This is a genomic window from Sodalinema sp. (assembly GCF_046483825.1).
Classification (GTDB): domain Bacteria; phylum Cyanobacteriota; class Cyanobacteriia; order Cyanobacteriales; family Geitlerinemataceae; genus Sodalinema.
The window spans coordinates 1-13,201 of the sequence record NZ_JAWOCL010000292.1; the positions used below are offsets into that span (position 1 = coordinate 1).

16 protein-coding genes and 1 pseudogene are annotated in these 13,201 nt (G+C 52.6%); 5 read left to right on the plus strand and 12 right to left on the minus strand.

Going from position 1 to position 13,201, the window contains the following annotated elements; genetic code table 11:
• The 8 genes and pseudogenes from R6U67_RS18585 to R6U67_RS18620 all read right to left on the minus strand — a co-directional run.
• Window positions 1-188: pseudogene (locus R6U67_RS18585) on the minus strand (SH3 domain-containing protein); the annotation flags it as partial.
• 15 nt (window positions 189-203) lie between these two features.
• Window positions 204-1,727 carry an AAA family ATPase gene (locus R6U67_RS18590; RefSeq protein ID WP_410253926.1) on the minus strand — a complete coding sequence of 508 codons (1,524 nt, stop codon included), beginning with the start codon at window positions 1,725-1,727 and terminating at the stop codon, window positions 204-206.
• Between the two features lie 3 nt (window positions 1,728-1,730).
• Window positions 1,731-2,243: a YceD family protein gene (locus R6U67_RS18595; protein WP_087710515.1), complete on the minus strand. Its 513-nt coding sequence runs from the start codon at window positions 2,241-2,243 to the stop codon at window positions 1,731-1,733.
• A 146-nt stretch (window positions 2,244-2,389) separates the two neighbouring features.
• A complete protein-coding gene (yidC, locus tag R6U67_RS18600) occupies window positions 2,390-3,541 on the minus strand; it encodes a membrane protein insertase YidC (RefSeq protein WP_410253927.1) in 1,152 nt (383 codons plus the stop codon).
• 70 nt (window positions 3,542-3,611) lie between these two features.
• Window positions 3,612-4,004 (minus strand): PH domain-containing protein, encoded by a 393-nt coding sequence (locus tag R6U67_RS18605; protein ID WP_410253928.1) that lies wholly within the window; start codon window positions 4,002-4,004, stop codon window positions 3,612-3,614.
• Window positions 3,991-4,374, minus strand: a complete 384-nt coding sequence (gene rnpA, locus R6U67_RS18610) for a ribonuclease P protein component (protein ID WP_410253929.1) — start codon at window positions 4,372-4,374, stop codon at window positions 3,991-3,993. The genes R6U67_RS18605 and rnpA overlap by 14 nt, the downstream gene beginning before the upstream one ends.
• Before the next feature lie 7 nt (window positions 4,375-4,381).
• Window positions 4,382-4,519, minus strand: coding sequence for a 50S ribosomal protein L34 (gene rpmH / locus R6U67_RS18615; protein WP_068787874.1), 138 nt, complete (start codon window positions 4,517-4,519; stop codon window positions 4,382-4,384).
• A gap of 113 nt (window positions 4,520-4,632) precedes the next feature.
• Window positions 4,633-5,193, minus strand: a complete 561-nt coding sequence (locus tag R6U67_RS18620) for a DUF2808 domain-containing protein (RefSeq protein WP_410253930.1) — start codon at window positions 5,191-5,193, stop codon at window positions 4,633-4,635.
• Window positions 5,194-5,817: 624 nt separating this feature from the next.
• On the opposite strand from R6U67_RS18620, the gene R6U67_RS18625 reads away from it, so the two are divergent.
• From R6U67_RS18625 to R6U67_RS18640, 4 genes are all read left to right on the plus strand, one after another.
• Window positions 5,818-6,960, plus strand: coding sequence for a Re/Si-specific NAD(P)(+) transhydrogenase subunit alpha (locus R6U67_RS18625; RefSeq protein WP_410253931.1), 1,143 nt, complete (start codon window positions 5,818-5,820; stop codon window positions 6,958-6,960).
• A 51-nt stretch (window positions 6,961-7,011) separates the two neighbouring features.
• On the plus strand, window positions 7,012-7,305 hold the full coding sequence (locus tag R6U67_RS18630; RefSeq protein WP_068787869.1) for an NAD(P) transhydrogenase subunit alpha: 294 nt from the start codon (window positions 7,012-7,014) through the stop codon (window positions 7,303-7,305).
• Window positions 7,302-8,714, plus strand: coding sequence for an NAD(P)(+) transhydrogenase (Re/Si-specific) subunit beta (locus R6U67_RS18635; protein WP_410253932.1), 1,413 nt, complete (start codon window positions 7,302-7,304; stop codon window positions 8,712-8,714). The genes R6U67_RS18630 and R6U67_RS18635 overlap by 4 nt, the downstream gene beginning before the upstream one ends.
• A gap of 129 nt (window positions 8,715-8,843) precedes the next feature.
• Window positions 8,844-9,866, plus strand: a complete 1,023-nt coding sequence (locus tag R6U67_RS18640; protein WP_410253933.1) for an isochorismatase — start codon at window positions 8,844-8,846, stop codon at window positions 9,864-9,866.
• A gap of 28 nt (window positions 9,867-9,894) precedes the next feature.
• On the opposite strand, the gene R6U67_RS18645 is transcribed toward R6U67_RS18640, so the two are convergent.
• The 4 genes from R6U67_RS18645 to ebsA all read right to left on the minus strand — a co-directional run bounded on the left by R6U67_RS18645 (window position 9,895) and on the right by ebsA (window position 12,678).
• Window positions 9,895-10,323 (minus strand): MAPEG family protein, encoded by a 429-nt coding sequence (locus tag R6U67_RS18645; protein WP_410253934.1) that lies wholly within the window; start codon window positions 10,321-10,323, stop codon window positions 9,895-9,897.
• A gap of 22 nt (window positions 10,324-10,345) precedes the next feature.
• On the minus strand, window positions 10,346-10,852 hold the full coding sequence (locus tag R6U67_RS18650) for a DNA recombination-mediator protein A (RefSeq protein ID WP_068787865.1): 507 nt from the start codon (window positions 10,850-10,852) through the stop codon (window positions 10,346-10,348).
• 152 nt (window positions 10,853-11,004) lie between these two features.
• Entirely contained in the window at window positions 11,005-12,090 is a 1,086-nt protein-coding gene (locus R6U67_RS18655) for a phosphotransacetylase family protein (RefSeq protein ID WP_410253935.1), read from the minus strand.
• A 210-nt stretch (window positions 12,091-12,300) separates the two neighbouring features.
• Window positions 12,301-12,678: a type IV pilus biogenesis protein EbsA gene (gene ebsA, locus R6U67_RS18660; protein WP_068787863.1), complete on the minus strand. Its 378-nt coding sequence runs from the start codon at window positions 12,676-12,678 to the stop codon at window positions 12,301-12,303.
• 173 nt (window positions 12,679-12,851) lie between these two features.
• Here ebsA and R6U67_RS18665 point away from each other — a divergent pair.
• The coding region (locus R6U67_RS18665; RefSeq protein ID WP_410253936.1) for a helix-turn-helix domain-containing protein at window positions 12,852-13,201 on the plus strand (350 nt) is incomplete at its 3' end.

Below are 13,201 nucleotides of genomic sequence, written 5' to 3' on the forward strand. Positions count from 1 at the left end.
GCTTGTGGGGTGGGGGTTGTCCTGGCGGGGGTGGGGGTGGGGGCTTGGGGGCTATCAACCTCGGGTTTGGGGGCCAATGCCGTTAAGCGGGCCACCAGATAGAGGGAGGCGGCGACCGCCCCGCCTAAGGTGAGGGCGATGGCCAGGGTAAACCCGAGAATAAATTTGGCTAAATTGGACAGATTCATGGGAAAAACGGGTGGTTATGACTCACCCCGTAGTTGTCCTTGGATACGACTCGATAGACTGCTCCGACGGGAGGCTAAACGCGCTTTCCCGGAGGTGGCCCAGTCTTGGAGAAACTGGATTTGTTCTTGAGCGGTGCGAGCCAGTGGCACAATTTGGCTGGCGGCTTCTAGGATATCTTGGGTGGTAAAGTCACGATTTTGACTAAAGCCAATGTGCATGGCTTCGACAATCATCTGTTCGATCTCGGCCCCGGAGAAATCGGGGGTTTCATAGGCCAGGCGATCGAGATCGTAGTTGGCCAGGTTATGGGGTCGTAAGCGGGATAGATGTACGGCAAAGATTTCCCGTCGTTCGGCTTGGCTGGGTAAACCGACAAAGAAAATTTCATCAAAACGACCTTTGCGCAACATTTCAGGCGGTAAAACCTGAATATCGTTGGCTGTGGCTACGACAAACACGGGGGAGTCTTTCTCGGCTAACCAAGTAATAAAGGTGCCGAAGACACGACTGGTGGTTCCTCCGTCTCCTTTTCCACCGAGGCCGGCGAAGGCTTTGTCAATTTCATCAATCCAGAGAATACAGGGGGCCAGGGCCTCGGCGACTTGAATCATCTGACGGGTGCGGGATTCGGATTCTCCCACGAGGCCCGCGAACAGTCGCCCCACATCTAACCGCAAGAGGGGTAAATGCCAGTGATGAGCGATCGCCTTGGCACTGAGAGACTTCCCGGTTCCCTGAATCCCCACCAGCAGCAGACCTCGGGGATAGGGCAGGCCATACTCGCGGGCTTTTTCTGAGAATCCGCCTCCTCGTCGCAGCAACCAATCTTTGAGATTATCTAAGCCGCCAATATCGCTAATTTCTTCGGTGGCCCCGTAAAATTCTAGGATTTGGGTTTGGCGGATGGTTTGGCGTTTTTCTTCGAGGATCAGGTCAACGTCTTCGGGTTCGAGTTGGCCGTGGCTGGCGATGGCCCGGGCCAGAACCCGACGAATCCGCTCTAATGACAGTCCCTGACACGATCGCACCATTTCATCGAGGAGGCGATCGCCCAAGGGACGGCCCGTCGAGGATAAGAGTCCTTCAATTTCCCGGCGAATTTCCTCTCCCGTTGGCAGGGAAAACTCCATCACCGTCAAGACTTCGCTTAAATCTTCAGGAATGGTGACATTTGGGGCCAGCAACACCAAGTTTTTGGGTTGAGACTTGAGTAAGCGGGCTAAGTTGCGTAATTTGCGCGAGATGGAAATATCATCGAGGAAGCGATGAAAGTCGCGCAAAATAAAGATAGCCGGGGCATTGGCGGGTAGTTTTTCCACCTGTTCGAGGGCTTGCAGGGGATTGCGTTGGGCTTTACCGGCATCGTTGGCGTTACCCTGATACCCCTCGACAAAATCCCAGATATAGACGGCACGATTACCTTGGCTTTGAGCCGATTGGCGAATACTGGCTTCGACTCGTTCTTCTTCCAGGGTGGAAATGTAGAGAATCGGGTAACGCGCTCGTAGCAGCAGTTCAAATTCGTCTTTAAAGCTCATGTTTTAGGGAGTTGGCTCACTCGGAAGTTTTCCTTGGAGATCTTGCAAAGCGGCCCAGCGGCGATCGATTGGCGGTGGTGTGGTGGTGTCCACCTCAATACCGTCGCAGTCTTGACGACAGAGTTTGCGGTGGGGAAGTGCTAGACAGAGTTGTTCGTAGAGCCAATTTTCGGGATCGAAGGTTCCCTCGGGATGGAGGCTTTCGATCAGTTCTTCGCTGAGGACTTCTTGTTCGAGGGGTAAATCATCGGTGCGATCGGCGTTGACATCGAGCCAGATCACCTCGTCGGGGGAGACGTTCAGGCGGTGGTTATAGTTTTGTAAGCAGCGATCGCAGGTCAAGGTCACGATCGCCTCGATGGTGGCCGCAACCTGCAAGTAGGTTCCCTGATGGCTCACGGATATCGTCCCCTGCACCGGCATCAAGGTCTCCAACTCCGCGATAAACTGCTTAAAGTCAATGACCTCGGTTTTTTCTGGTGCTTTGAGTAGTGATGGAACATAAATCGGTTCCATTGTCAAGTCCTCCCAAACTGTGATGACTCGGCTGAGGCGATCGCCATCAACGCCATAACATCTGTTGTCATCCTATCAAACCCCTTCCCAGCCGCAGCAAAACCTGTCCCGGCGCTCGGAACAGGTTTTTGGCCCAACTCATCGGTTTAAGACTGGCCAGCTTTTTTCTTGCGTTTCGGCTCAAACGGTAACTCTTGGCGAGATCCATCTTTCGCTTTGGCTTTCTCTTGAGCATCCACAATTTTTTGCAGATTCTCAGGTAGGGGTTCCCGAGACAGGATAAAGGTTTGCAGGGTTTGGAAGATGTTAGCCACCACCATATACATCAACACCCCAGCCGGAAGTGGGAAAAACAGAAACATCCCGGAGAAGATCACAGGGGTGAGCTTACTAATGGTTTGTTGCTGGGGATTGGCATTACTATCTTGCCCTTGTCCTGAGAGGATCTGGTTAAGATATAGACTCAGACCAAAAAACAGGACCATCCCCACGATATCCCAGTGGATTTCTCCATTGTCGCCGGTCGCACCGACTCGACCGAGGGCCTGAATAAACAGGAAGCCTTTATTCGCCGCTAATCCAGGAATTTTCCCTTCTAAGGTCACTTTGCCCGGTTGTAGGGCCTCTAAGGTGCCATCTTCGGCGATCGCAACCCGATTTTCACCGTCTTTGATTTGCCATTGCGGTTGCACATCGGGGTTGTCATAATCCTGAAGCAGTTGTTGCAAAGGTGTTCCGTCTAAGGATTGAAACTCTAAGTGAGTTTTTTCTCCCACGACGAGGCGATTTCCGGCCGGTAACACCGCTGCGATTTTGCGGTGAACGCCATCGGTAACATAGATATTTTTGGGATCGCTGGTGTACACCTGGGGTTGAATGCGCTCGATCTGTTCCCGAGGGAAAATTTCTAACTCCACCGGGTAACCGATGTCAGCAAACGGCGATCCTCGTAACGTCGCAAATAGGGCAAATAACACCGGCATTTGTACCAAAATTGGTAAGCAGCCTGCCAGGGGATTGCCAAATTCCTTGTAAACAGCACTCATTTCTTCCTGCTGTTTCGCCGGATCATCTTTATATCGTTCTTGAACTTCTTTAACTCGTTTTTGCATGGCCGGTTGCGCAACTCGCATCCGACGCATACTGCGGATCGATTTAGCGCTTAGGGGGTAAAGCGCGAATCGGATCACGAGGGTTAGGGCAACAATTGCCAGTCCGTAGCTCGGCACGATCCCATAGAATAAATCTAGGATCGGCAGCATTACGTTATTGGAGAGAAAACCAACACCAAAATCCATTACGTTTTACGCCAATTTCTGCGCGGTGATATCGTCAATCTGAGCCAATCGGAAAGTCGTGGTTTAGGGATTATTGTCCTAGAGAGCCACTGACTTGTTGGGCTTCGGGGGACAAATGCTCTTGAATGTAATTGTACACCTCTCGAAATTGAGGGACGGCTCGCAGTTCGAGTCGGCTCCCGCCTTGTAGGGTTAGAACCATATCGCCCCAGAGTCCGAAGCCTCGGGGAACGGTGACAATTTTGCGAATTTCTGAGTAGACCACATCGGTGCGATCGCGCCCCATCCAGCCTCCCGTCACCGACAGACGACGGTTCGTAATCCGAAACCGTAGCCAGAGGGCGCGGATGACGGCCCCGACGGTTAGGGGCAAGCCAATGACCGTTAAGCCAATTAAGATATTGAAAATGAGGTCGCCGATATGGGGACCTCCTTCATAAAAGACTTCCTCACGAATGCCCATTGAGTACCTCGATTCTTGCCAACAACTGCTCTAATTCTTGCAGAAAGTGTCGTGAATTGCACTCTTTGGCGTCGGGATAGGCGATGATAATCACGTCCCAACCGGGACGGACTCGGGGCAGTAACGCTCTCAATGCGGCCCGAAGGCATCGCTTAATTCGATTGCGGACAACGGCTTTTTTACTGATTTTACGGCCGACACTGATGCCAAAACGAGTTGGGGGAACTTGAGCAATGCTGTTCCCCTCATGGACTCGGTCGTCGGCGCGATAGGCCCGCAGTCCCAGAACTCGGCTGCGAGTCCGCTGGCCACGCTGATAAACCGTTTGAAAGTCTTTCCAATGGCGAAGTCGGTGAGCTTGAGGTAGCACCGAGAGTCTAAACGGAGAGCCGAGCCCGTCCTTTGCGACGACGAGAGTTAATCACGCGCCGGCCGGTTTTAATGCGCATCCGAGCGCGGAAGCCAGAGGTCCGTTTGCGTTTGCGGACGGTTCCGCCAAAAGTTCGTTTGGTCATGGGTTGAGATTGTAGTTGACAAACATGCAGTTTACCATTCTACATCAAATTCCTCGGGCTGTTTGAGGGGATTGGCTATTTTCGCGGCTTGGGCGGCTCGGTCATCCGTGAGGTTAGCGGGGGCTAATGTTTAACACCCAAGTGCCCAGATAGCGAGCCATGGGGAGATCCCCAGGACTAAATACCCGTGCATTGAAGTAGTACATCCCGCCAAAGCGAGGGTTACGGACGTTGGAGAAGACGATTTCGACATCATTCCCCGCTGCGATTGGCTCAATCGGGTAAATTTCAATGACCTGGTTCTCTTGATCCCAAATCACATCTTCGAGGGCGATGACCTCATAATCGCCGTTTTCTCGGACGCGCACCTGGACCGGTTGGCGATCGGGATCGCGATCGGGGTTTAGGCTCATGTCAAAGTCGCCGTTGTAATAGTCCGGGTAGGTGATGGAGAGCTGGTTGACGGCAAAATCCATCTTCTCGGCCGGAATCCGCAGACGATAGCGATCGCGAGGATGTCCAGTCGTGCCGTAGTCAAGCCGAAACCCCAGTTGATTTTCCCGCCGTGGCCCCCCAAACAGGGTAAATCCTGGTAACCCCTGGGCCGTCACCTCGGGGGGAGCGGCAACGGCTAAGGCTCCAATGATCAGACTCGCAGATAACCAACGTTTCATAAGGACTCCTAAGTATTTAGATCGCAACGCTAGATCACAATGCTGGCGTGACGAGTCGGGGTCATGCGATCGTTTTTTTACAGTGTTAACGAATGTATCAAAACCCGACTCAACTGTCATGATAGTTCACAAGAGAGGCGATCGCCTTTCCCCGCGTCTAACCGGGACAGACCAACGCCCCAAGTCATGCTCCCCAAAGGATTGGAGAGATTGGGTTCTGTGGGCGCGATCGCCCAGAACCGCTGGCCAACAGCGGCATTTACAGTAAGGAATCAGACGCTAAAATGCCAACGGTCTTCGGGAAATACGCCTCAAAACGAGGCCAATCACCTGACATTTTAGACCCTTCAGGATGTGGTCAGCCGTCTTTTAGTATTACGGTTGGTCTTAAGACAAGTTAAAGAGCCTGTGCCAGTTTATAGAGATTGATCTACCATTCCCAGTAGATAGAAGCAGATACGATCGCGTCCCTGTCCCTCAGCGGCAGGCAAGCTATCCTTAGCTCATAAGTCTCCGGTCGTATCACGGGCTGCATCATTTGTCGCATCAATTTGGTTATCGCGAACTGATCGTCAAGTCATCCCGCCGCTAAAATCGCAGCATTAAACCCGTAGAGGAGTCTTTATGAAAGTTGCAGTTGCCAAAGAAATCGAGGTCGGGGAGCGCCGAGTGGCACTCATTCCCGATATCGTGGCTCGGTTAGCCAAAAAAGGACTCGATATCTCTATCGAAGCCGGAGCCGGTGAAGGATCCTTCTTCCCGGACTCGGCCTATGAAGCCGCCGGTGCCAAGATTGTCTCCGATCCCAGTCAAATTTGGCAGGGGAACGATGTACTGTTAAAAGTGTCCCCGCCCAGTCCTGAGGAAGTCGATCGCCTCAGTCCGGACACCACGCTGATTAGTTTTCTTAACCCTCTCGCCAATGCTGAACTCATGCAGCAGATCGCCCAACGGGGCATCACGGCTCTCAGCATGGAGTTGATTCCCCGCACCAGTCGCGCCCAGAGCATGGATGCTCTGTCGTCTCAAGCGGGGGTAGCCGGCTACAAGGCCGTCTTGGTGGCCGCCTCAGCCTTACCCAAATTCTTCCCCATGCTCACCACCGCCGCCGGAACCATCCGCCCGGCGAAAGTGTTTATCGTTGGGGCTGGGGTCGCGGGCCTACAGGCGATCGCCACCAGCCGTCGTCTCGGGGCGGTCGTCGAAGCCTTCGATATCCGGCCCGCCGTCAAAGAAGAGGTGCAAAGTCTCGGGGCCAAATTCGTCGAAGTTGAACTCGAAGAAGACACCGTCGCCAAGGGAGGCTACGCCAAAGAAATCTCGGAAGCCTCGAAACAGAAAACCCAAGAGGCCATCTCCAACAGTGTCGCCCAAGCCGATGTGGTCATCACCACCGCCCAAGTTCCCGGCAAAAAAGCGCCTCGCATCATCAGCGATGACATGATTGCCCGGATGCGTCCGGGATCGGTTGTGGTCGATTTGGCGGCACAACAGGGCGGCAACTGTGAAGGGACCGAAGCCGGGGCCAATGTCGTCCGTCATGGCGTCACCCTCATCGGCCCGGTGAACTTACCCTCATCGATGCCCGTTCACGCCAGCCAGATGTATGCCAAGAATATCTCAACCTTCTTGGACTACTTGATCAACGACGATCAGCTCAACCTGGATTTTGAGGATGATATTCCCGACACCACTTGTGTCACCTTTAAGGGTGAAATTCGTAATGAGCGGGTACGCCAGGCTCTCGGTGCCACGTCGGTCGCCTAGCGAGTTTCGTCTTGCTCAATCCTAATTTGACTCTCCCATAGGACCTTTGATATGACTGATCCGATTATTGCTGCATTGTTTATCTTCGTCCTCGCATCCTTCGCCGGATTCGAGGTCATCAATAAGGTTCCGCCAACCCTGCATACTCCCCTCATGTCTGGCGCGAATGCCATTTCTGGGATTGCGCTGTTAGGGGCCATCGTTGTGGCGGGCGATCGCGATTGGAACGTCACCGTCATTCTCGGCTTGGTGGCCGTTGTCTTCGCCACCATTAATGTCGTCGGCGGTTTCCTCGTCACAGACCGTATGCTGCAAATGTTCAAGAAAAAAGAGGCTAAAGCATGAGCGACTTTTTGCCAACTGGCATTCAACTGAGTTATCTAGTTGCCGCATCCCTGTTCTTCGTGGGCTTGAAACGCCTCGGTTCACCGGCAACAGCTCGTCAAGGGAATCGTCTAGCCTCGATCGCCATGTTGGTGGCGATCGTCGCTACACTGCTCGATCGCCAAGTTCTCAATCACCAAATGATTCTGGTGGGGATTGCCATCGGTTCGGTGATTGGCGCGATCACGGCCCAAAAGGTGGCCATGACCTCCATGCCCCAACTGGTGGGACTCTTTAACGGCTTAGGGGGGGCAGCGTCGGCCCTGGTGGCGATGGCTGAGTTTTGGCATTACTTTGACCTCACCGCTGAGCCAAATGCGGCTTCGACGATCACGGTGATGTTAGGGATTCTCATTGGTGGCGTCACCTTTACCGGCTCCCTGATTGCCTTTGCCAAACTTCAGGGCTTGATTTCGGGATCTCCGATTACTTTTCCCCTGCAACAGCCCTTTAATGCGGCCTTGCTGGCGAGTTTCCTGATTGGTAGTGGTTACCTAGTGGCCACCTCTCCTACGCCCTCCCTGTTTTTGGGCTTAGTGGCCATTTCCCTCGTCCTCGGGATTATGTTTGTGATCCCCATTGGCGGCGGCGATATGCCAGTGGTCATCTCCCTGTTGAACTCCTTTTCTGGCTTAGCGGCTAGTGCGGCGGGGTTTGTGGTGATGAACAATATGCTCATCATCGCCGGGGCCTTAGTCGGTGCATCGGGGATCATTCTCACGGTGATCATGTGTAAAGGCATGAACCGCTCTCTGACGAATGTCTTGTTTGCGGCCTTCGGAACCGGAGAAGGCGGCGGTACCGCTGCGGCCGGTGGTGGTGGCAGTCAAGGGGATAAAGTGGTTCGCAACATTGACCCCGAAGAATGCGCCATGATGCTCGGCTATGCTCGCTCTGTGGTGATTGTGCCGGGCTATGGTATGGCGGTGGCTCAAGCTCAACATTCGATTCGTGAGCTGGCCGATCAGTTGGACAAAATGGGGGTTGAGGTTAAGTATGCGATTCACCCCGTCGCTGGACGGATGCCGGGACATATGAATGTGCTACTGGCTGAAGCCAATGTTCCCTATGATGCGCTCTATGATATGGATGACATCAATCCTCAGTTTGAGGAAACGGATGTGGCGTTGGTTATTGGCGCTAATGATGTGGTGAATCCGTCGGCCCAAACTGAGAAAGACAGCCCCATTTATGGGATGCCGATTATTCAGGTCGATCGCGCTAAACACGCGATCGTCATCAAACGGGGTCTCAGTACTGGTTTTGCTGGGGTGGATAATGAGTTGTTCTACCGCGACAAAACCATGATGTTATTTGGCTCTGCCAAGGATATGGTCTCGAAACTTGTGGCTGAAGTGAAACAGCTCTAAGCGACCGTTTCGTTTTGCAAAACCCAGTTTTTCAGCATCTTGGCTGAAGGGCTGGGTTTTGCGGAATTAAGAGTAATGTATTGACATTTCCGCAATTGTGAACGATTTACGATTTGCGATTTATTAGTTATGTATCCTTCTTGGTTTAATCGGGAAACGGTTGGTGAGGTTTGGCGAGTTCCTTACGGCGATCGCGCCCAAGATGCTAAAACTTGGCAACAGCAGCAGCAGATCCGTCCTGCTAGCGAGGATCAACGGCGGCTGGGACTGCTGTTAATTGATGTACAAAATACCTTTTGTATTCCCGGTTTTGAGTTATTTGTGGGGGGACGTAGTGGCCGGGGGGCTGTGGAGGATAATCAACGGCTTTGTGAGTTGATTTATCGTCATCTGGGAGACATCACTGAGATTATTGCCACGATGGACACTCACAGCGCCTTACAGATTTTTCATCCGGCGTTTTGGGTGAATGATGCTGGTGAGCATCCCGCTCCGATGAGTACCCTAGAACTGGCGGATATTGAGGCCGGAACCTGGCGCATTAATCCTGAGATTGTGCCGATGTTGCCCCTTGACATTGACCCTGATGCCTATGCACGGCACTATGCACGGCAACTGACTCAAGAGAGCAAATATCCCTTGACAATTTGGGCGTATCATGGTATGACCGGCGGCATTGGTCATAGTTTAGTGGCCGCCGTTGAGGAAGCCTGTTTTGTTCATAGTTTGGTGCGTCGCAGTCCAACACGCTATGAACTCAAAGGAATGCACCCTCTCACGGAAAATTATTCAGTGCTAAAACCGGAGGTACAAACGATGGCCGATGGGACCGCGATCGCCGAGACCAATACGGCTTTAATCGAGCATCTGTTGAGCTTTGATCAGCTCATTATTGCAGGACAGGCTAAAAGTCATTGTGTGGCCTGGACGGTGCGGGATTTAGGGCAAGAAATTCGCGATCGCCATCCCCAAAATCCCGAAACAATGGCCCAAAAAATCTATCTTCTCGAAGACTGTACCTCCCCGGTTGTGATTCCTGGGGTCGTCGACTTCAGCGAGGGGGCTGATGCCGCCTTCGCCGACTGTGCCGACTTGGGGATGCAACGAGTTTCGAGCCAATCCTCGTTAGACTGGCTGCATCAGAACGCTTAGCCCATATCAAAGACAATTTTAAACAATTTTAAAGGCCATGACCTAGACCCGCGCCTTGCAATCCTAGAGCAAACAGCACCAACGTGGCGAGACTTCCCACCACGAACGATGCCGATCGCAACAGCGGTAAGTTGCCAATATAACAGACGCTATAGAGAAAACGAGCCACCAGAAACACAACAGCCGCCCAAGTGGTCGTCGAAGAGCCGGCCTCCGTGACATAGACCATCAAGGCCGCCGCCGTAAACGGGAGGAACGTCTCAAACGAGTTTTGGTGCGCCCAAGTTGCCCGTTGTGCATAAGCCGGGAGGCGATCGAACATGGCCCGAGGGGCAGCTAAATCATATCCCACCTGAACGCGAGCATAGCCAACCCAAAGATAGGGCAAATAGATCAGAACAGCTGCGACGGCGATCGCCAACAACAAGATCAGCGAATCAGACCATTCTCTTAACATCAAGACATTCCCCGCAGAGGCATCAATCGAAATAAAACAGCGTCACAATCTTACGCTGGTCTTCCGCATCCCGACAGGTTTGCAGCAGGGTATGGCTATCATGGAAGGCGAAACAGATCAATTGCTGACAGCGGCTAATAATCTCCAAATTGCAATTGGCACTTGCTTCAGCCAACGACAACTCATCATGTTCTGGATGTTCCACCAGATGCATGACTTGCTCAAGTTGTTTGCGTGACTCATTGGCCTGACGTTTCAAGCTTTGAGGAAGAATCACCGTTAACTGATTGGGATCAGCACGCATAGCTCCGCGAATCGCAGCAGAATTGGTCCCCGTTGCCCCCGAGGTAATCAAGCGATTCCCTCCCAGGACTAGGGCATAACTCATCACCTCAATTAGATGTTGATGAGTGATAGGAACATGACGCGACCCGAGAATCGCGATGCGTTTGGAGCCAGACTGCTGAATCGCAGCTAGCTCTTGTAGGAAAACGTCAACTTTCTCGGAAGTCTCTGTAGTTTGACTCAAAGACAGTACGACGGGAACTGAACGACGCAAGTATTGTAACAGACAGAACGCTTTTGCGGGGAAGAACCGGGGGAGAGTTAATTTTAGGCTGAGCGTTGACCGGCCAGAAACCGGGCGGCCCCTAGGGGCCACCCCTAGCTTGTTTCTCTTCCCTAGCCTGGGTTCCCCAACTCCAACATCTGCAAGAGTCGCTCAACATTCAAATGCTCCTGAGCCATCTGATAGATGTAGTCAAGCTTCATCGGTTCCCGGACGGGGGTGCGTCCGAACATGGCATCGAGAATCTCGACGGTGGTTAAGGTGTCTCGTTCGACAGAGATCACGGGAATTTCGACTTCCTCGGCGCGATTGAGGACTAAATCACTCGGAGTCAAGTGATGGCCCGTGAGGATGAGACAGTGCGTTGCCGTTTCCAGGGCCGCCAACTGAATATCCGTGCGATCGCCCCCAGTAACAATCGCCGTATTGAGACTTTGTTGAAAATACTTCACCGCCGAGTTAACACTCATGGCCCCAATCTGGATGCTCTCAATCATCAAATCCAGCCGTTCCTTACCGCATAACACCTCAGCCTTGAGGTTTCTAACCACATCCTCGACGCTGACACTGCGTAGCAAGGCACTATGAGGTAAAACTCCCACCACCGTAATGCCAGACTCTTCGAGAAAGGGCTGCACCCGAGACTGAACCTCATCCAACTCCCCAAGCGGCACATTATTGAGGATGACCCCCAAGGGGCGATCGCCCAACTGAGCCTTCGCCGACAACACCCGATCAATGGTTAACATCGAGTGATAGCGAATCACCAGTAACACACCCGCATCGACCAACTCAGCCATTTGCGGTAAGGCCAGGCCAAAACTTCGTCCTTCCGATAAGCTCGTCGGCCCTTCCCAAACCACCAACTCCACATCCGGACTGGGTAAATCCCGAACCTGTTGAGTGTAATCCGTTGTATCCCGTCCTTGTAGCCGTTTGGCTAACCGGTCTGGCGAGAGAGTCAGAACCGGGGCTTGGACGCGATCGCCGCTCAGTTGTAGCTGTTGAGCCACAAAGTCCACTTCCGCCTCATTCAACTCAGGCGAGTCCGAAAGACTCACGGCGGGAACCAACGGTTGGCCAATGGCAAATTCCAGACCCCGCTGACGTAGTTGACGAGCTAGCCCCAACAGACTAGATGTTTTACCACTACAGGGTTCAATCGACCCAACGATTAGATATTTTGGGGGGTTCGACACGCTAGACACTCCTTTTCCATGCTGTGAGATGGCTGTTGACACAACTCACCTTCACTGTGTTCAATGTTCGATCGGTTCGATCTACTGTGAGCCGTCAAACTTCATAGTAACTGTATCAAGAGTGACCTTCCCCGAATTTCTCCGTTCGGGGCCAACGCGAATCCACTCAGTCACAGGTCCTTCGTTTCCAGGTCTGACCGCCATCAGGGACTATTCATCCACATCTAACAGTTTGTGGTAAAATCCCTTCGAGAAGTCCACAACTCGGTACTTCTTAAAGATAATCAGCAGTTCGATCACAAAATTAATAAATTCATAATTGGCCATCGTCGTCTCATAGCTCAAGTCCGCATTGCCATCGAACTGCAAGCGACAGCGGGTTGGATCAGCCGGAAGACTCGACACATTCCAGGTGGCGACGAAGGGAATATTCTTGCCCCCCTCGATGCGGCGTTCCCCTTCGAGATTTCCCTTCTCATACAGCCCAATGGCTAAGGGCAGCGCACTACGCTGATTATTGGTCTTATAGTAAGGAAGATAGACCATGACTTTGGCCTTGGGAGCAGGTTGCAGATTTTCCAGTGACATAGTACGAGAAGTAGAATGGAACGGCTTGTGGCATCGACGAGACCCGCCAACCCACCATACGCCATTCTATCCAGATTATTCGCAGTACTCCAGCCATAGCTAAAAGCTTGGCTGGAGTACTGCGAAGCGCGACCAAGGAAAGCAACCTACAAAATATCTGCTACAGTTTAGATATGCTAAACATGACGTGGGAATTTAAGCTAGAGCCAACTGCGGCGCAGGTTTCAGAGATTGAACACATTCTGGATGTGTGTCGCAAGGTCTGGAATTTTGCGCTGCGGGAACGCAAAGACTGGCTAAATTCCCGCAAGTCTCGGGTGAATGCTTGTTCGATACGGCAGGAGTTCATCTTGCCAGCCGATACACCATTTCCTAACTACCACGTTCAGGCTAAGCGTTTGACCGCTGCCAAGATGGAATTTCCTCGGCTCAAGACGGTCAACGCTCAGGTTCTTCAGCAGGTTCTCCGAAAATTGGAAACCTCCTGGGAGTCGTGGCGGTTAAAGCGTTCGGGATTACCACG